The 18,169-nt window shown below is 58.7% G+C and carries 14 protein-coding genes; 10 read left to right on the top strand and 4 right to left on the bottom strand.

Translation table 11 applies throughout. The features are described 5' to 3' along the window. Nucleotides 1–3: 3 nt before the first annotated feature. A complete protein-coding gene (locus tag CF137_RS01135) occupies nucleotides 4–606 on the bottom strand; it encodes a short chain dehydrogenase (protein WP_139717312.1) in 603 nt (200 codons plus the stop codon). 97 nt (nucleotides 607–703) lie between these two features. On the opposite strand from CF137_RS01135, the gene CF137_RS01130 reads away from it, so the two are divergent. The 4 genes from CF137_RS01130 to CF137_RS01115 all read left to right on the top strand — a co-directional run bounded on the left by CF137_RS01130 (nucleotide 704) and on the right by CF137_RS01115 (nucleotide 3,625). Beyond that, nucleotides 704–1,603: a LysR family transcriptional regulator gene (locus tag CF137_RS01130; RefSeq protein WP_139717450.1), complete on the top strand. Its 900-nt coding sequence runs from the start codon at nucleotides 704–706 to the stop codon at nucleotides 1,601–1,603. Between the two features lie 71 nt (nucleotides 1,604–1,674). Next, nucleotides 1,675–2,316 (top strand): DUF2057 domain-containing protein, encoded by a 642-nt coding sequence (locus CF137_RS01125; RefSeq protein WP_139717310.1) that lies wholly within the window; start codon nucleotides 1,675–1,677, stop codon nucleotides 2,314–2,316. Nucleotides 2,317–2,389: 73 nt separating this feature from the next. Continuing rightward, nucleotides 2,390–2,821 carry an HIT domain-containing protein gene (locus tag CF137_RS01120; RefSeq protein ID WP_139717308.1) on the top strand — a complete coding sequence of 144 codons (432 nt, stop codon included), beginning with the start codon at nucleotides 2,390–2,392 and terminating at the stop codon, nucleotides 2,819–2,821. 105 nt (nucleotides 2,822–2,926) lie between these two features. Beyond that, entirely contained in the window at nucleotides 2,927–3,625 is a 699-nt protein-coding gene (locus CF137_RS01115; protein ID WP_042018548.1) for a DUF3334 family protein, read from the top strand. Between the two features lie 73 nt (nucleotides 3,626–3,698). On the opposite strand, the gene CF137_RS01110 is transcribed toward CF137_RS01115, so the two are convergent. Next, a complete protein-coding gene (locus CF137_RS01110; protein ID WP_139717306.1) occupies nucleotides 3,699–4,685 on the bottom strand; it encodes a DUF2860 family protein in 987 nt (328 codons plus the stop codon). 163 nt (nucleotides 4,686–4,848) lie between these two features. Here CF137_RS01110 and arcB point away from each other — a divergent pair, with 163 nt between their 5' ends. The 6 genes from arcB to CF137_RS01080 all read left to right on the top strand — a co-directional run bounded on the left by arcB (nucleotide 4,849) and on the right by CF137_RS01080 (nucleotide 16,736). Beyond that, nucleotides 4,849–7,161, top strand: coding sequence for an aerobic respiration two-component sensor histidine kinase ArcB (gene arcB, locus CF137_RS01105; RefSeq protein WP_139717304.1), 2,313 nt, complete (start codon nucleotides 4,849–4,851; stop codon nucleotides 7,159–7,161). A gap of 51 nt (nucleotides 7,162–7,212) precedes the next feature. Continuing rightward, nucleotides 7,213–8,577 (top strand): dGTPase, encoded by a 1,365-nt coding sequence (gene dgt, locus CF137_RS01100; RefSeq protein ID WP_139717302.1) that lies wholly within the window; start codon nucleotides 7,213–7,215, stop codon nucleotides 8,575–8,577. 316 nt (nucleotides 8,578–8,893) lie between these two features. Continuing rightward, nucleotides 8,894–9,097 carry a hypothetical protein gene (locus CF137_RS01095; RefSeq protein WP_101318093.1) on the top strand — a complete coding sequence of 68 codons (204 nt, stop codon included), beginning with the start codon at nucleotides 8,894–8,896 and terminating at the stop codon, nucleotides 9,095–9,097. Between the two features lie 160 nt (nucleotides 9,098–9,257). Then, entirely contained in the window at nucleotides 9,258–13,517 is a 4,260-nt protein-coding gene (locus CF137_RS01090) for an ATP-binding protein (RefSeq protein WP_139717300.1), read from the top strand. Beyond that, complete coding sequence (locus tag CF137_RS01085) at nucleotides 13,510–14,721, top strand: EAL domain-containing response regulator (protein ID WP_139717298.1); 1,212 nt, start codon at nucleotides 13,510–13,512, stop codon at nucleotides 14,719–14,721. Before CF137_RS01090 ends, CF137_RS01085 begins: the two co-directional genes overlap by 8 nt. Before the next feature lie 38 nt (nucleotides 14,722–14,759). Beyond that, nucleotides 14,760–16,736 (top strand): HAMP domain-containing methyl-accepting chemotaxis protein, encoded by a 1,977-nt coding sequence (locus CF137_RS01080; protein ID WP_139717296.1) that lies wholly within the window; start codon nucleotides 14,760–14,762, stop codon nucleotides 16,734–16,736. 27 nt (nucleotides 16,737–16,763) lie between these two features. Here CF137_RS01080 and rfaH read toward each other — a convergent pair whose 3' ends face one another. Together rfaH and metQ are read right to left on the bottom strand one after the other, a co-directional pair. Beyond that, the gene (gene rfaH, locus CF137_RS01075) at nucleotides 16,764–17,264 is read right to left on the bottom strand and encodes a transcription/translation regulatory transformer protein RfaH (RefSeq protein ID WP_162515479.1); all 501 of its coding nucleotides are present in this window, start codon (nucleotides 17,262–17,264) and stop codon (nucleotides 16,764–16,766) included. Between the two features lie 96 nt (nucleotides 17,265–17,360). Then, nucleotides 17,361–18,161, bottom strand: a complete 801-nt coding sequence (gene metQ / locus CF137_RS01070) for a methionine ABC transporter substrate-binding lipoprotein MetQ (protein WP_139717294.1) — start codon at nucleotides 18,159–18,161, stop codon at nucleotides 17,361–17,363. Nucleotides 18,162–18,169: the final 8 nt, after the last annotated feature.

Here is an 18,169-nt window from a genome sequence, read left to right as displayed (position 1 = left end):
CGATCAGCCGTTGACCCTGAACACCTGACCGGTCTGGATGCCCAGCACCGACTTCTTGTAAGCCTGCGCCACCTTGGCGGCGGGCACCGGCACGAAGCCCGGGAAGAAGTCGGCGTATTTGTCCATCGACTCCTCCAGCACGGTGGGGCTCACCACATTGATGCGCAGGCCGCGGGGCAGCTCGCAGGCGGCCGCTTTCACAAAGTGATCGATGGCGCCGTTGACGGTGCTGGCACTCACCCCCCAGTTGATCGGCTCCTCGCTCAGAATGCCGCTGATCAGGGTGATGGAGCCTTTGTCATTCAGATAGGGGATGGCGGCGCGGGTCAGGTTGATCTGGCCCATCAGCTTGCTCTCCACTCCCACCTGCCACTGTTCGTCGGTCATCTCGGTCAGGCCGTTGAAGGCCACGCTACCGCTGGCGACCACCAGCGCATCGAACTGGCCCAGCTGGGCAAACAGCGCCTTGATGGAGGCGGGATCGCGCATGTCGACCGTGGCATCGCCACGGCTGTGGCCGACCCGGATCACCTGATGATCTTGGGCAAGCAGTTCACTGACCGCGGAGCCGACGGTGCCAGAGGCACCCACAATCACAATTTTCATCTGCATCACTCCTGGTTGGGATGTGTTGATTCTAGCGCAACAGAAAATGCGAAAAAGCGCGTAAAATAAACCCATTGTTTCCATATTGGAGCTAATGATGGATATCGCCCATCTGGTCAGCTTTTACGAAGTGGTGCTGCGCGGCAGTTTCTCGGCCGCTGCCGATACGCTGGGAGTGAGCAAGGGGATGCTGAGCCGCCACGTCAGTGCGCTGGAGTCCTCCCTCAATGCGCAACTGTTGCAGCGCACCACCCGCCGCCTCAGCCTGACCGAGGCGGGCAAGACCCTCTATCAGCAGGCGGGGGAGATCTTCGCGCTGGCACGGCAGGCGGAGCAGGATATTCAGGCGCTGACCGAAGAGGATGGCGGCCGCTTGCGTTTTACCTGCCCGGTCAGCACCGGCGATCGCATGGTGAGCGAGCTGCTGGCCAGCTTTGCCGCGCTCTGCCCGGGAGTGGAGGTGGAACTCAACTTTACCAACCAGATGGTCGACATGAGTCAGGGGGAGAACGACATCGCCCTGCGCGCCATGAACGAGGTACCGGACAATCTGGTGGCGCTGCCGCTGGGGCGGCTCAGGGATGTGGTGGTCGCCAGTCCCGCACTGGTGGCACGCGAGGGGCGTCCGGTCACCCCTTATGAGCTGAGTGGCCGTAGTTGCCTGTTGCAGGGGCACAATCCAGCTTGGGAGCAGTGGCACTTCATCCGTGAGGGGGAAGAGGCCCACATTCTGGTGCAGGGGAAGGTGCGGGCCAACCACTACAGCACTGTGCTGCAGTTGGCGCGCGCCGGTATGGGCTATGCCAAGTGTCCGCTGATGCTGGTGGAATCGCTGCTGGCGGCGGGAGAGCTGGTGAGCGTGCTCGACGAGTGGCAGAGCGGCCTGCATCAGCTCCATGTGCTGCATGCCCAGCAGCGGCGGGTGCCGCGCAAGATCCGGCTGTTTAAACAAGTGCTGGCCCAGTGGTTTGCCGAGCGGCCCCGCTATCTGCTCTGAGCTGCGTTATTTTTCTGTCATCTTCGGCTGCTACCCTGCGCCCATCATCGGCATCAGGAAGATCAGCGGGAATGAAGAGTAATAGAGGGTTGACCGGGTTTGTGCTGCTCTGTGCAGTCTTGGGGGCAGGCAGTGCGCAGGCCGTAGTGGAAGTGAAGGTGCCGGAGAATTTCCGCATCCTCGCGGTGAGCAACGGCACCTTACAGGATGAGCAGCATGCCACCCTGGCGGATGGCGAGCAGCAACTGCTGGTGCGCTTCGAGGGGGTGATCCCCAGTCGCAGCAGCAGTGAGAATGATCGGCAGGTGCGCTCCGAGCCGCAGGTGGTGCGCTATCAGGGCAGCAATCAGCATTTGCAGCTGACGGCCAGCGTGCCGGGAGACGAGCGGGGGATGCAAGCCTATGCCAAGGCCCCGGTGGTAGGGTTGCAGGATAATGGCCGGGCACTTGCCATCCAACAGGATGCGTTGGTGACCAGCGGCATGCTGCTTGGGGTGGATTGGAACGGCAAACTGGCTGAATACAACCGCAGCGGTGGCAAGGCGGCGCTGACAGCAGGCGCCGTTGCTACGCAGCCAGCGGCCACGGTCGCCGGTGGGGTGCAACCTATTGTGGCAGCCAGCGAGCTGGAAGGGCAGTTGCAGCAGCTGTTCCTCAAGGCCGATCCGGCTATGCGCAAGCGCTTTATCGGTTGGGCCGTGCCGCAGCTTTAAGTTTGTTGCCCGTTGCAGTAACGTGGACACGCCTTTTTCAGGCGCTCTGTTCATCGTACTCAACGAGGTTTTCATGTTTGAATTGCATTCACGCCTGCAGGCAGATACCCGGTTGCTCGGGGATCTGCCTCTCTGCCGTGTCTTGCTGGCCAAAGATAGCCAGTACCCTTGGCTGATCCTGGTGCCACGGGTCGCCAACTTGCGGGAAATTCACCATCTGGCACCGGAGCAGCAGCAACAGCTGATGCAGGAGTCCTGCGCCGTCGCCACCCTGATGGAACAGGGCCTCAGCCCGGACAAGATCAACATAGGGGCGCTGGGCAATCTGGTGCCGCAACTCCATCTTCACCATGTCGCCCGTTTTGCAACGGATCGCGCTTGGCCCGGCCCCATCTGGGGAGCCCATCCGACCGTACCTTATGAGCCACAAGAGTTGGCTGAACAAGCCGATAGATGGCGTATCCGGCTCGCCAAGCTAAGCGGTTTTACCCCCTGTGACTGTTGATAGCGGAGTCAACTGAGAGGCGTGTCGCTATTTCAGTCTCCGGGCCGCGCCATCTGTTAGAGTTATGGTATAGATAAGCCCATTTTCGATGTTCAGGAAGGTCCCATGATAGTAACAAGATCCGATGATGAAGCCGTATTGACCACTGAGGATGTGCTGCTCAGCCTGTGCAACTCGGTGACTCAGGTACTCAGTGCTGCAACGCAGAGTCAGGTTCGTTTTTCCGGCATGGTACAGCGGATCAGCAAGACCTGCCTCAAGCCAGATATCGGCTGTTTTGTGCTGTTTGATGGCGGTTTTTCCGGTCTGGTGGTGATCAACTTTTCCGCCGCCGCTGCCATGGAACTGTACGAGAGCTACATGCTCAGCATGGGGCTATCCAAGGAGGATCTTGCCATCTCCCACACCTCTGACGAGGTGAGCAACGTGATGGGCGAGCTGATGAACCAGATCGTCGGCAGCTTTACCGTCAAGGTGGGTCGCGATCTGCAGACCCATATCACCCAGAACCAGCCGAAGATGTTGGCCTTGAACAAGCAGGTTATGCTGAGTGTCGATACCAACCTCGATAACCCGGAAGCGCGCCGCGTCACCTTCTTCACCGCCCGCAACAACATCTTCTATCTGGAGCTGGCGATGGACAAAACCGAGTTTATCCGCATTCACAGTGAGGGGATGGAGCACGAGGAGCTGGATCCTGACGCCCTGATCGCCCAGACCAAGCTGGATGCCGCCAAGCCGGTTCAGGCTGCGGCTCCGGTCGCCAACGATCACGACGATCTGCTCGACTCTTTAGGGATTTGAGACGCAAGCAGACAGCAGCAAGGCCACTCTCGAGTGGCCTTGCTCTTTTTTGGCGGGTAACGCCCACTACGCACTAGAAGTTGTAGAGCAGGCCGGTGCTGAAGCGGGTGGCTTGTGAATCGTAGAAGCTGATATCGGAGCTGGATTTGGCATACGCCGCACTGGCGGTGGCCGAGAGGGCGCTGACGCCAAACAGGTTATGCCAGAAAAAGATGACGTTTGCGGCAAACTCGTCGGCATCGGCGTACTGGCCAAAGAGGGGATTGGCCTCGTCATAGTTACTTTGGCCGAGGTAGAGGTTATTGACCAATGACCACTGGGGCCCCCGCTTGGCATAGGTCAGCTGTATGCCGCTCTGTTTGTAGCGCTGGGCGCTGCCATCAAGGTCTGCGTCGCGATAGATCAGCGCAGGTTCCAGCACTTGGCCGGGGGCAAAACGCCACTGATAGGAGAGTTCGAGAGCGTGGATCTTGCCATTGCGATCCAGCTTGGCTGCTGTCTCGGCACCATATTGGCTACCGCTGCGCTCTTCATCGACATCGATATTGCGGGTAGTCAGGCTAGCGTTGAAGTTGCTGCCCCAGATTTTGTCCCAGCTTGCCCGTGCCCCGGTGGAGTTGATATCGGTCGAGCTGCGGGCTACCCCCACGGCGAATGGATCGCTCCACTGCTCGGTTGGCATGGCGCTGAATACCAGCGAGCCACCGACAATCCCCTTGTCTCCCAGCTCCTGCCGCAGTCCCAGTTGCTGGGTGAAGTCGAAACGAATGGCATCCTGGATCAGGTTGCCGAGGAAGAGTTGGGTGCGCGTATCGGCAAAGGTGTAGCGGATATCGGCGTTGAGCAGTGGCGCAACGGTGGAGCTGCTTTGTGGGCCATTCAGACCGGCGATCGTGTTGTGGTCATCGTTGCCGTTATAAAAATTGGATTGGTAGTCAATGACATTGATGCCACCCAGCAGAAAACCGGACCAGCCGGACTGCTTGGGGATAGCACCCAAATCGGCGTAGGCACTGTTGGCAGCCAGCAGACCCAGGCCAAGTAGCGGAAGATGACGCATGGAATTGTGCTCCTTAATGCTGTGTATGGCGTACCGACTGGCGTTATGCCTGCAGTATTCGTCTATCAGCTCACACAATCGAGGGGTCGTTGTATGAGATTAAGAAGAGTTCACTCGGTTGTGCTGTTATTCTGTACCGCGCATATCGGGGGAAAACAACAAGATGAAGCAGATTAAATCCTGGGCGCAATATTACGTCGACTTGATGACCAAGCTGGGACTGGTGCGATTCAGCATGTTTTTGGCGGCGGGAATCATAGTGCTGGCGGTCGCCATCCAGATGGGGGTGACCCTGTTCCTGCGCGGCAATATCGATGTGATCGACTTCGTTCGCTCGGTGTTCTTTGGCCTGTTGGTAACCCCCTGGGCGGTCTATTTTCTCTCCATCGTGGTGGACCAGCTGGAGGACTCCCGTCAGCGCCTGACCCGGATGGTGCGCAAGCTGCAAGATATGCGCGAGCGGGATCTGGAGCTCAATAGCCAGTTGCAGGAGAACATCAGCCGCCTCAATACCCAGATTGCCGAGACCAACCGGGCCGAGGATCTACGCCAGCAAGCGATCGATGATTTGGAGAACGAGGTATTTCAGCGCGAGAAGGCTCAGTTGCATCTGGGGGAACGCACCGCGTTGCTGCGTTCCTTCATCGACTGCTCCCCCGATCTGGTCTACTACCGCAACGAGGATGAGCAGTTCTCTGGCTGCAACCGCGCCATGGAGGAGCTGACCGGCAAGGTGGAGGCCGAGTTGATCGGGCTGACCCCGTTCGATGTCTACAAGCAGGAGATCGCCAACAAGATTGTGGAGACCGACCGGCAAGTGTTCAGCAGCAACGAGCCGCTCACCTACGAGCAGTGGCTTGAGTACCCGGATGGCCGCAAAGCCTACTTCGAGCTGCGCAAAGTGCCCTTCTTCGATCGTTTCGGCAAGCGGTTGGGTCTGCTCGGTTTTGGCCGCGATATCACCGAGCGCAAGCAGTATCAGGACAAGCTGGAGAAGGCGAGCCGCGACAAGACCACCTTCATCTCCACCATCAGCCACGAGTTGCGCACCCCGCTTAACGGTATTGTGGGCTTAAGCCGGATGCTGATGGATACCCCCCTCGATGCCAAACAGCATCAGCAGCTCAAGATCATCCATCTGAGTGCGGTCACCCTTGGCAATATCTTCAATGACATCATCGATCTCGACAAACTCGATCGCCGTCGCCTCGAGATAGCGCCGACCCGCATCGACTTGCCCGCGTTTCTCGACGAGCTGGAGACCCTCTCCCGCATTCAGGCGGAGCAGAAGGGACTCTATCTCCATTTCGATCGCGATGGTGACATGCCGCAATTCGTGATGGCCGACGGCACCCGCTTGCGTCAGGTGTTGTGGAACCTGGTGGGCAATGCAGTCAAGTTCACTGATGAAGGGGGCGTGACCGTGCGCTGCCTCTCCCATCCCGCTGACCAGCCGGGCAAGCTGGCGCTTCATTTTGAGGTGGAGGATACCGGCGTCGGCATCCCGCGCGCCCAGCAGGAGAAGATCTTCGCCATGTACTATCAGGTGCAAGGCAAGAAGCACGCCACCGGTACCGGCATTGGCCTCGCGGTTTCCCGCCAGCTGGTGCAGGCGATGGGTGGTCAGCTCTATGTCGATAGCGATCCGGGCGAAGGCTCCTGCTTCACGGCCGAACTGGAGGTGGCCTGCGCCGAGCCTGTGCTGCCGGAGCCCGCTGATGAGATGCCCTCCCTCGATATCCTGCTGGTGGAGGATGTGGAGCTCAACGTGACGGTGGCCTGCGCTTTGCTTAACAAGCTGGGTCATCAGGTGCTGGTGGCACGGGACGGTACCCAGGCGTTGGCGATGGCCAACCCGGATGATTTCGACCTCATTTTGCTCGATATCCAGCTGCCGGATATGACCGGCTTCGATGTGGCCGCAAAACTGCTGGAGCGTTATGGCGACAGCCTGCCGCCCATGGTGGCGCTCACCGCCAATTCCACCGGCGATCGCCAGTATTATCGGGATCACGGCATGCAGGATGTGATCAACAAGCCGCTCGGCTCCAAAGCGGTGCGGGAGGTGATTGGTCACCTGTTTGCCGATCTGGCCGAGGATGAGGCAGACGAGCAGGCGGATGCGGGGAATCAGGATGCGCTGCTGGATCTGCCCTTCCTCACCGACTACGCCGATACCGTCGGCAAGCCGGTGCTGCTCTCCAGCGTCGATCTGTTCGAGAAGATGCTCCCCGACTATATGGCAGTGCTCGACTCCAACATGATTGCCAAGGATCAGGCGGGGGTGGTGGAGGAGGCGCACAAGATCAAAGGGGCGGCAGGCTCCATCGGCCTGCGCCGCCTGCAGCAGACTGCCCAGCTGATCCAGAGCCCGGATCACCCCGCCTGGTGGGAAAACGTAGAGGATTGGATTGAGACGCTGCGCCGCGAATATCCCGGCGATATCGCCCGTCTGCGGCGCTGGTTGTTGTCTTGAGAGTGGAGGTTGTCTTGAGTCTGAGGGAAGTTGTTGGCAAGGAGCTGCAAGATGTATAGCCGTTTGATTACCCCCGAGCGCATCCACCCCTGGGGGGATGAGGATTTGCTGGAGGCGACCGAGCAGGATCGCGCCCGCATAGTGCAGGCGGCGCCGGTGCGCCGGCTGCAGCAGAAGACCCAGGTCTTTCCGCTCGATGTGAAGGCCTCGGTGCGCAGCCGTCTCACCCACTCGCTGGAGGTGCAGGAGACCGGCCGCCAGATCAGCCGCCGCATTCTGGCCGCTTTGCCGCCCGGTGAGGTTTGCGCAGGGGCTTTTATCAATCTGGTGGAGATGTCCTGCCTGCTGCACGATGTTGGCAACCCGCCGTTTGGCCACTTTGGCGAGCAGGTGATGAGCCAGTGGCTTGGCGAGATGCTCGATCCCCTCTATCAGCAGGCGCTGGCGCAGCCTCCCTCGGCCCAGTGGGCGGAATTGCGTCACGATCTGCAGCTGTTCGATGGCAACGCCCAGAGCCTGCGGCTGGTACACAGCCTGCACGAGCTCAACCTGACCCTCGGCCAGCTGGGGGCGCTGTGCAAATACCCCCAGCAGCCCCAGCCCGGAGTGAGCTATGGCCAGCATCATGGCTGGAGCAGCAAGCGCGGCATCTTCTTCAGCGAGCAGCCGCTCTACCGCGCCCTCGGCCAGAGTCTGGGACTGGCTCCCGGCTGTCGTCACCCGCTCGCCTACATCATGGAGGCGGCCGATGACATCTCCTACTGCATCGCCGATCTGGAGGATGCGGTCGATCGGCGGGTCCTGACGCTGGGTGAACTGCTGGCTGCGTTGCGAGGGGCCGATCAGAGCGACTACATGGGCACCTTGCTTGATGACGCGCTGGCCTCCAGCCGGGGCTTTTTCCCCCATTTTCGCCAACAGTTGACCCGGGATCTGGTGGCGCTGGCGGCGCAGAGCTATGTCAGCGAGCATCAGGCCATTTTGCAGGGCTCTTATCCGCAAGCGCTGCTTCACGGTCAGGCACCCGCGGCGCGGGTGCTCGATATCCTCAAGCGGGTGGCCCGCGAGCTGGTCTTTCTGCGCCCCGAGGTGGAAGCCCTCGAACTGGAAGGCTATGCGGCGCTGCGCGGGGTGCTGACAAGCTATGCCTGCCTGCTGGCGCTGCCGGCGCCACAATTTGCCCGTCTGCTGGCCGGGGAGGGGAGTCAGGCGCTGTTCTTTGCCCGGCGGCTCTATCACCGCCTCTCGGCCCGCCACCTCAAGGCCTACCGGCTGGCGATCGCCACCCCTGATCCACGCTTTGCCTGTCACAACGAGCAGGAGTGGTATTACCGGGTGCGGCTGCTGCTCGATTATGTCAGCGGCATGACAGATACCTATGTATTGGAGGAGTACCGGCTGCTCTCGGGGATCTGATGCCCCGGGGTTGCTTCACGGGCAGCATAAAATGCCGCAAAAACGGTTAAAAAGGAGTCGGGAGAGGCTTGTTTTAAATTCGGATATTTTTTAGACTTCTGCAATCTGTTCAACTTTCATCCGGTAAGGAGACGAATATGCAACATCTGATGCTCAATATTGCATCCTCTCGCGGCACTGCGTGCGGCGTGAAATCTCGTGCTCTTTTACCGCGTGGCGTAAACAGGTAACCCCTGTCTTTTTATCACCCGCGGTTCGTCCCGCAGGGTGATATCCACTTTCTCCGGGAGAACCGCATGTTCAACTGGAGAATGTCATGTCTATCGAACTGGTTTTACTGCGTAGTGTTGAATCCCTGGTCCAGCGACGGATCGCCCGGGTCGAGCGTCGTCTCGTGCAGGTTAATCTGTCCCCCGCCCTGCTCAAAGATATCGGGCTGGAAGGATATCAGGGTCAAATCGCCCTTGTTCGCGAGCGGGAGTATCAAACCGGCTTCCGGCTCGGGAATCGAATAACCTGATGAAAGGGGTCTGTATGACCCCTTTCCTGGTGCGAATGGCAGACCCTGGTCTGCCATTTTTAGTTGGTTAAGCTGGGGTTAAGTTAAAACGCGAATATCTATTCGCGAATCTTGCGGAAATCTCTATTATTTGCGGCCTATTTTTCTTTGGAGCGAGTTGATGAGCCGCCGCAGTTGCCGTCTATTCCAGTTTTTATTGCTGCTGCTATGGAGTGTGGTGGGTCAGGCGAGTACCAGTTTGAATACAGGTTTACTGAATGAAGCAGAGCGTGAGTGGTTATCCACACATCATGATCTGATCATTGGTATGCCGATGATGGGGTCTCCCCCCTATAGCTTCAAGGATGTGGTTCAGGGATTCAACGGTCCGGTGCCCGAGACGGCGCTATTGATCGCCAGAGCTCTGGGGGTCACCCTGCACTACAAGGAGTTTACCTCCTACGATCGTGCGCTTGACGCGTTGCGCGATGGCGAGATCCATGTGGTCATCAACTTTCCCCCCGGCGATCAGTGGCAGAATCACATCGCCTCGATTCCTCTGCCGTTCGCCATTCCCCGTGGGGTGCTGCTCAGTAGCGGCCGCACGGAGTTGTCACTGAGTGACGCGAAAAAAATGCGCTGGGTTTGTGTGGTGGGGGCCGACTCCTGTGATCAGCTCAAGGCGCTGGGGCTATCGCAAGTCACTGCGGCAGAACGCCGCAGTGAAGCCGTCTTTATGCTCAAGCAGCAGCTGGCTGATGCCTATCTGGCCGACATGCCTTCAATACTATCAGAGCTGGATCAGCACCCGAATGCGGGGCTCACCATCCTCACGCCTGCGTGGGCGCCGGTCGCCTCGCTCTCGGTCAGTATCAACCGTGCTGACAAGGCGCTCATCAGCTTAATAAATAGCTTGATGCCCGAGCTTCCTATCACTGACTTGCGTCCTATTCTCGAAACAATCAATGGGGGGCAGGCTGCGGCATCGGGGCAGATCACTACCGTCAAATTTACCCCTGAAGAGCAGGAGTGGCTGCGCACGCATCAGACCTTGCGGTACGGCGTCTCGCCTCACTGGGTCTCGATGAGCGAGTTCAATTACCGTGGCCGACTGATAGGTTTCGTACCCGATATGGTGGCCCTGCTGCGTCGCTACTCCGGTCTGGAGTTCTCGCTGGTGCGCACCGACTCCTGGCGAGATACCCAGGATCTGCTCAAACAACACGTAATCGACTTTATTCCAGTGATGACCCCGTCGGCAGAGCGCGAGCATCTGGGTTTTTATACCCCCAACTACATGTTTGTCGATCGCGTTATCGTCGGTACCAAGCAAAGTAAAAACCTGCCTAATATCGAATTGTTGCGCGGCTCGCGGGTCGGCATTGTGGATGCGTCCATTGACGAGGAGCTGTTGGCCTCGCTAGGCGCATACCCGGTAGCAGTCAAGGATGACAGTCGTCTGCTGCGCTTGCTTGATGATGGACGGGCTGATTATGTGCTGCTCACCATGACCACCCTGCCTGCCGCCCTGGGACGGGGCTTTGAAGATCGCTACCGGGTGGTCTACTCCGGGCAAGACTTGCGTATTCCCGGTGCCATGGGGATATCCCCTGCCGACCCTATGCTGCAGCAGGTCCTGACCAAAATTCTCTATGCCATCCCCCAGCACGAGATTAGCAAGCTTGAAGCTCGTTGGCTGACGATGCGACTGCAAACCGGCCTGGAGACCCACACTGTGGTGCTGTGGTTTGTGGTTGGCTGTTCAGTATCTATGCTGTTTTTTGCCCTGTTCTGGGTCTGGAACCGTACCTTGCAGCGGCAGATCGTCCAGCGGCGCATGGCACAGAAGCTGCTCAATGAGCAGTTGGCATTTGTTCAGACCTTGCTCGACTCGTTGCCGAGCATGGTGGCGCTGCGGGATCGTCAACAGAACCTGACCTTGTGTAACAAGGCATACCGGGAGGCCTTTATCGGGGCCGAGTCCGGCGGGGATGGCTGGAGTTACATGTCGCCCGAGGAACGGGAAAAGATGTTGCTTGAGGAGCAGTCTGTTTGGGCTACCTCCTGCCTGCTGGAGGGGGCCGGCTATACCCGGCGGATCGATAACTCCCAGTTTCATGTGGTCTACGTCAAGCTGCCTTACCTGGGCCCCGACGGTGACATTCATGGCGTATTGACCGTGCTGACCGATGTCAGTGCCCTGAAAGCGGCAGAAAACAAGGTTCGGGAAGTGGAAGCCATGCTGCGGGATATGACCGACAGCATGCCGGGGGTGGTGTACCAGTATCAGTGGCATCGCTCCGGTCATGGCGCATTTCTCTATATCTCGCAAGGGGCGGGGGAGACCCTGGGTGTCTCTTCGCTGGCGCTGATGTCTGACTGCTCCGGGAGGAACGAGTTTGGTGTCAGCGAGGAGGTGCTGCAGGAGTTTGTCTGCAGGGTCGCTGCCAGTGCGCCGACCATGACCCCGATCGATTGGGAGGTCAAGGTGCCCCATTCCGGCGGAGATCGTTACTTGCAGGTGCGTGGCACCTTTGTGGTACAAGGGGAGGAGACCCTGCTGCTCAATGGCATGGTGCAGGATATTACCGCCCTCAAATTGCAGCAATATGAGCTGCGCGAGGCTCGCATCCATGCGGAACAGGCTATGCAGGCACGCAGCCGCTTTTTGGCCACCATGAGCCATGAGTTGCGTACGCCCATCTCGGGTATGCATGGCATGCTGGAGCTGCTGCGGATGAGCGACGTGGATGATGATCAACGTTACCTGCTGCGCAATGTAGTCACCTCGACCAATAACTTGCTCTATCTGGTGAACGATATCCTCGATTTTTCCAAAATCGAGGCAGGTCAGCTGCATATAAATTGTCATATGAGCCACCTTCAGACGGTGATATGCGATGCGATCCGCGGACATGCTACCCAGGCTCATGGCAAGGGGCTGCATGTTGACCTCTGTTGGGCGGGACATGTTCCTGATCGGGCTGATATCGATGCCGTCCGGGTGGCGCAGGTGGTTTCCAACCTGCTCAATAATGCGGTCAAGTTTACCGAGATCGGGGTCATTGCCATCAAGGTGGACTATCACGGTCAGCAGCTGGTGGTGACGGTGACGGATTCCGGGATCGGGATCGCCAAGGAGAAGCAGGCGCTGCTGTTTACCCCATTCGAGCAACTGGAGTCGGATATCAATCGCCGCTTCGGCGGCACCGGGCTTGGGTTGGCTATCTGTGATCAGTTGGTCCGCAAGATGGGTGGCAGCTTGACCCTCAAGAGCCGTGCCGGTGAGGGGGCCAGCTTCAGCTTCACGATCCCCATTACCAAACCCAGGTGGGATACCCCCGTGCTGGCGGACAGTGAGTGGTGGTACTTCGGTGATGACCCGCAGTTACACGCAATGATGAAGCGCTTTGGTGCCACCTTGCAGCCGGTCAATGCTGCGCGCCTGAGCAGTGGCATCAGCGGGTTGCTGCTGGCCGATGAAGATCAGCTAGAGCGCGCGTTGGGCTGTGACTGGTTAGCGCAGATACAAAAGCCTGACCTCAAGGGGATCATCTTCTCTTCCCGCGAAGTACTGCGCTCACGGCTGGGACCCGATCGCTGGTGGCGGCTTGGCCAGTCACCGCTCTATCCGGATTTGTTGCTTGAAAGCTGCCGTGAATTACTTGGCGGATCGGTGCATACCGTCATGGTAGAAAGCGAGCAAACATTGAGCGGTCGGGTGCTGGTGGCGGATGACCACCCGGTCAATCGTGCCTTATTGATGCGCCAGTTGACCCTGCTGGGAGTCGATTGCGAGGTAGTAGAAGATGGTGAGAAGGCACTGAAAGCGTGGCAAGAGCAGCGTTTTTCATTGCTATTGACCGACTGCCACATGCCGGTAATGGATGGGTTTACCTTGACTCAGCAGCTACGGGCGCAAGGAGAGTTGGCTCCCATCATAGGTGTCACCGCGGATACCTCGGAGGCATCGTCAGCCCGCATGGCGGCCGTGGGGATGAGTGGCATGCTGCTCAAACCTTACTTGCTGGAGGCCTTGCGCCAGACCTTGCTGCAGTGGCTGCCCGCCTCGCAACTGGCTGCGCCCGAGCCGATGGTTGAGAGTGCTGACAGCGAGTTAGCCGAGCGTTGGATCGCCCTGTTTAGTGATGAAGCGACTGGCCGTGCGATGGCCGGGGAGTATCTGGCCTCTAACCAGCAAGATGGCGAAGAGATGTTGGCGGCGCTCGCGACCCGTGATGCCGAGGCCTTGCTGGAGATTGCCCACCGTATCAAGGGCGCAGCCCGCATTGTCGGTGAAGACGAGCTGGCGGAGCAGGCCGAAAGCCTTGAATCGGCAGCACGATTAGAGCAATGGGGGGCGCTGGAGGGCTTGGTCCAGCGTGTTGATGAGTGGATCGCTCGGGTAACCCATAAAACGAGGTTATGGCTAAATGCATAAAACAGAACACAACCCGGTCATCATGGTGGTCGAGGATCACGCTTTTCAGCGCAAGACTCTGCTGCACCAGATCCGTGGGCTGGGTCATCAGCAGTTGCTGGAAGCCAAAGATGGCCTGGAGGCGCTGGAGCTGTGTCAGCTGCACAATATCGATATCCTGTTTTGTGACTTGCGAATGCCTGGCATGGATGGCATGGGCTTGCTCCGTCGTCTCTCGTTGGCGGGGTTTCGTGGTGGCATTATTCTCTCCAGTGCGCTGGGGGGGGATGTGGTTGATGCGGTGCTGAGAATGGGCTCAGCCTATGGTTTGCAGGTGCTTGGCCGCATTGAAAAGCCCTGTCGACCGGCGCAGCTCAAGCAGTTGATCGATGCCTGGTCTCCCGCGCTACCCCTTGCTTGCAGAGAGGAAGCCTACCGCCTGGATGTCGATGACTTGAAGTTGGCCCTTGATCGTGACCAGATTGTGCCCTGGTATCAGCCCAAGGTCAGTTTTGCGACCGGTCACTGGGTGGGGATGGAGGCGTTGGCCCGCTGGCAGCATCCGGAGTTCGGGCTGATCTCCCCGGGGCTCTTTATTCCGATGGCAGAGGAGCACGGCCTGATCGACCCGCTGACTGACCTCATCATCAGCAAGTCGCTGAGTGATGCCCATTTTTGGGGGAAAACCGGGTTATCGATCAATCTGTCGATGAATCTGTGTGTCAGTTCGCTCCATGAGGGAGGCGTGTGCCAGACCCTGGTTGAGCAATGTCAGCGCTGGAGCGTTGATCCTGAACTGATCACCCTGGAGGTGACCGAGAGTGCCTTCATTCGAGATATTGGTGCCATGCTGGAGGTGTTGACCCGGCTGCGGATGCACGGCTTTGGTCTCTCCATCGATGACTTCGGCACCGGTTACTCCTCAATGCAACAGCTGGCCACGCTGCCCTTTACCGAGTTGAAGCTGGATCGCTCCTTCGTCCATCGTTGCTATGCCGATCCGGCTCGTTTGGCTATTATCGAATCCAGTATTGAACTGGCCCGCAAATTGGGACTCAAATCGGTGGCAGAGGGAGTGGAAGACGAGGTGACCTGGCAGCTGCTGGCCAAGCTCGGCTGTGATCTTTGTCAGGGATTTTTCTCCGCCAAGCCGATGCCACGCAGTGAATTGCAGCATTGGCACCGGACTTGGCAAGATAGATTGCCTACACTGCTATCTATCTGATTTGTTGGCCTGAGCGCCCAAGTTGAACAAGGATGTTCATGAAAATATCAAGCAAGCTACTGCTTAGTTTCGGTTTTATCAACCTGCTGATCCTGCTCTCATCGACCCTGGTCTATTACCGGCTGACCCAGATAAATCAGGCCCAACAAACCCTGCTGGAGCAGGCGCTGCCCGCCCTGCAGCGGGATGAGGCGAGCCAGAAGGCGCTGGTTGCCACCGTTTCTGCCCTGCGTGGCTATCTTATCCTCGGTAAAGACCCTGCCCAGGCCTCCCGCCTCAAGCAGGAGTGGGGGTCGGCCTGGCAAGCCATTGCCCATCAGGCGTTCAGCCCGGCGCTCACTCAGTCCCTCGATACTTTCAAGCGCCATCAGGAGCAGGTCTGGACCCTGGCCCAGAGTGAAGAGAACCTGCCTGCCCACACCCTGATGCTGCAAGAGGCGGGGCCGCTGGCGGAGGCGGCGCTCGATCAATTGCAATCTTTTGCCAATGAGGAGGTCGCTACCCCGCAGGAGCAGCTCTCCGGCGATCGCCGCATGTTGCTCAAGCAGGTGGGGGATGCCTACAACAGCCTCGCCAATGCGCTATCCGCTTTGCGGGACTTTCTTATCTCCGGCGATCCCGAGTACCGCAGCAAATATCAGGATTACTACCAGTTTCACCAGCAGCGGGTCGCCGAGGTGAAACAGCAAGCCGCGCTCTTTACCGAGACCCAGCGCAGCCTCTGGCAGCTGTTTGAAGAGATGGCGACCCCTTTCTCAGAGCTGGTGGATCAGGTGATCAGCAAGCGGCAGGCGCCGGATTGGGATCAGGCTAATTTTCTGATGGCCACCGACATCGAGCCGATGCAGTCCCGTCTCAGTGAGCAGCTGGTACAGCAAATTACCAAAACCGGGGCCGAAGTGGAGGCGATCTCGCTCCAGATGACCCAAGCCGGGCAAACCATCAGCCAAACCCTGCTGCTGGCAAGCGGCAGTGCCATCGTGCTTGGCATGGTGGTCGCCTGGCTCTTCAGCCATCGTCTGACCCGTGACATCGCCAGTCTGGTGACCCGGGCGGGACAGGTCGCGGATGGCCGACTGGCGGCCGAGCCCCTGCCGATCACGGGGCAGGATGAGCTGGGTGTGTTGACCGGCTCCATCAATCGGATGTCTGCCCAGTTGCGTCATCTGGTCGGGGAACTGCAAGGAGCCGTGGGGCAGGTTGAGACCGCGTGCCACGATGTGGGCAGCACCACAGGTGCCATCGTGCGTGACTTGACTGCGCAAGATCAGCAGGTCGATGCGGTGGCGGTTGCCATTGATCAGATGTCGATGCGTGCCCGTGATGTGGTGGATAATATTGCCAGCGCGGCTGATAGCGCTCATCAGGTGCAGCAGCAGACCCGGCAAGGGCAGATCACCCTGGAGCGCATGACCGACACCATGCAGCAGATTGCCGCCATGATTGGGCAGGCCAACGAAGCCATGGGGCTGCTGGAGCAGCAAAGTGAGCAGGTTGGGCAGATCACCGAAGTGATCGCCACCATTGCCGAGCAGACCAATCTGCTGGCCCTCAATGCGGCAATCGAGGCGGCGCGGGCGGGGGAGCAGGGACGCGGTTTTGCGGTGGTGGCCGACGAGGTGCGCCAACTGGCGACCCGCACTCATCAGTCGACCGCCGAGATCAGCCAGACCATTGCAGCTATCTCCCAGCAGACTCGCCAGACGGTGCTCACGGTGAGCGGGGGTACTCGATTGGTTGAACAGGGGCGAGATGCGGTGGGACTGGTGACCGACACCCTGAGCGCCATGAACCAGCTGGTGCAGTCGCTATCGGGTCAGCTGGAGGCGATCACTGTGGCTAGCGAGCAACAATCCCGGGTTGCCGCAGAGGTGGCTGGCACCGTAGACCATATCGCCGGGCTCAGCCGTCAATCCTGCCAACGCAGTCAGCAGGGGGAGGAGATAGTGGCTAGGCTGGCTGGGGATACCGGCAAGCTGACGGCAGTGATTGCCCGCTTCGATCTCAAGGCGTGAAATGGCGGGATGATCCCGCCACTTTCCTTAATCGAGCCGTCTGAAGGTGTGGTTATCGAAGCTGCTGGTGGTCTCCTGATTGAGCAGGGTGACCAGCAAAATAGCCCGTTTTTCCCCATCCGGTTCCATATAGATGGCTTCAAATCCTGCCAGCGGCCCCTCTTCAATCAGTACCTTGTCACCCGTGATGGGCAGGTTGGCGTAGCAGGCTCTTGCTTCGTCGCTGTCATCACGACTCATCAACTGATAGACCAGCTTGCTGTTGATCGGGGTCCATTCACTGCCAAAGTGGATGATCCGGCTGATGCCGCGGGTCGATTTCAGGGTGATCGGTGTCACCTCTTCCAGATCGACGAAGATAAACAGGTAGTTGGGGAACATGGGTTCCCGTACTGGAACTCGTTTGCCCCGGCGCAGCTTCTCGATCTCCACCATGGGGTAATAAGATTCGATACCCTGGGCATCGAGGTGGGCGCGGGCGCGGGCCTCTTCTTTTGGCTTGCAGTAGGCCAGATACCATTTTTTCATGTTATGAGTATGTTCGTGTTGCCGTGCTCGCGGATATGATAGCGGCGCCAATAAAAAAGGCCACGCATTGCGTGGCCTTTTTTGCCAAGTGAGCAATTACCAACCTTTGACCAGGCCGCCTTTGAACAACTCGACGCCCTTTTTGTAGACCTCGTCGGTCTGATAGGCCTGAACGAACTGTTTGACCTTCTCGTCATCCTTGTTGTTGTCGCGTGCCACGATCAGGTTGACGTAGGGGGACTCTTTATCTTCAACAAACAGGCCGTTTTCGGTCGGGGTCAGACCAATCTGACCAGCAAAGGTGTTGTTGATGATGGAGAGATCCACATCTTCCAGTGAACGGGGCAACTGGGCTGCTTCCAGCTCGACAATCTTGAAGTTGCGCGGGTTGCTGGCGATATCCAGCACAGTTGCTTCCAGACCGGCGCCATCCTTCAGGGTGATCAGACCCTGTTTGGCCAGCAGGATCAGCGAGCGACCCAGATTGGTCGGATCGTTCGGTACTGCGATCTGGGCGCCGTCTTTCAGCTCGCTCAGCGCCTTGATCTTCTTGGAGTAACCGGCAATCGGGTAGACGAAGGTGTTGCCGACTGGGATCAACTTGAAGTCGCGATCACGTACCTGCGCATCCAGATAAGGTTTGTGCTGGAAGGCGTTGACGTCGATGCTGCCATCGTTCAGCGCCACGTTCGGGGTGACGTAGTCGGAGAAGTTGACGATCTCGACGGTCAGACCGTATTTCTCTTTCGCTACCTTGGCAGCCACTTCAACCAGCTCGGTCTCGGGGCCCGCAATGGCGCCCACTTTCAGAACCTTGCTCTCTTCTTTTTGACCGCAACCGGTCAGAACCAAGCCAGCCAGCAACGCTGCCGCAACGGATTTGATGCCAAATTTCATAAAACCTC

Origin of the sequence: Aeromonas sobria, from assembly GCF_006243315.1 — a bacterium.
Classification (GTDB): domain Bacteria; phylum Pseudomonadota; class Gammaproteobacteria; order Enterobacterales; family Aeromonadaceae; genus Aeromonas; species Aeromonas sobria_A.
This window is presented reverse-complemented; position numbering and strand designations above follow the sequence as displayed.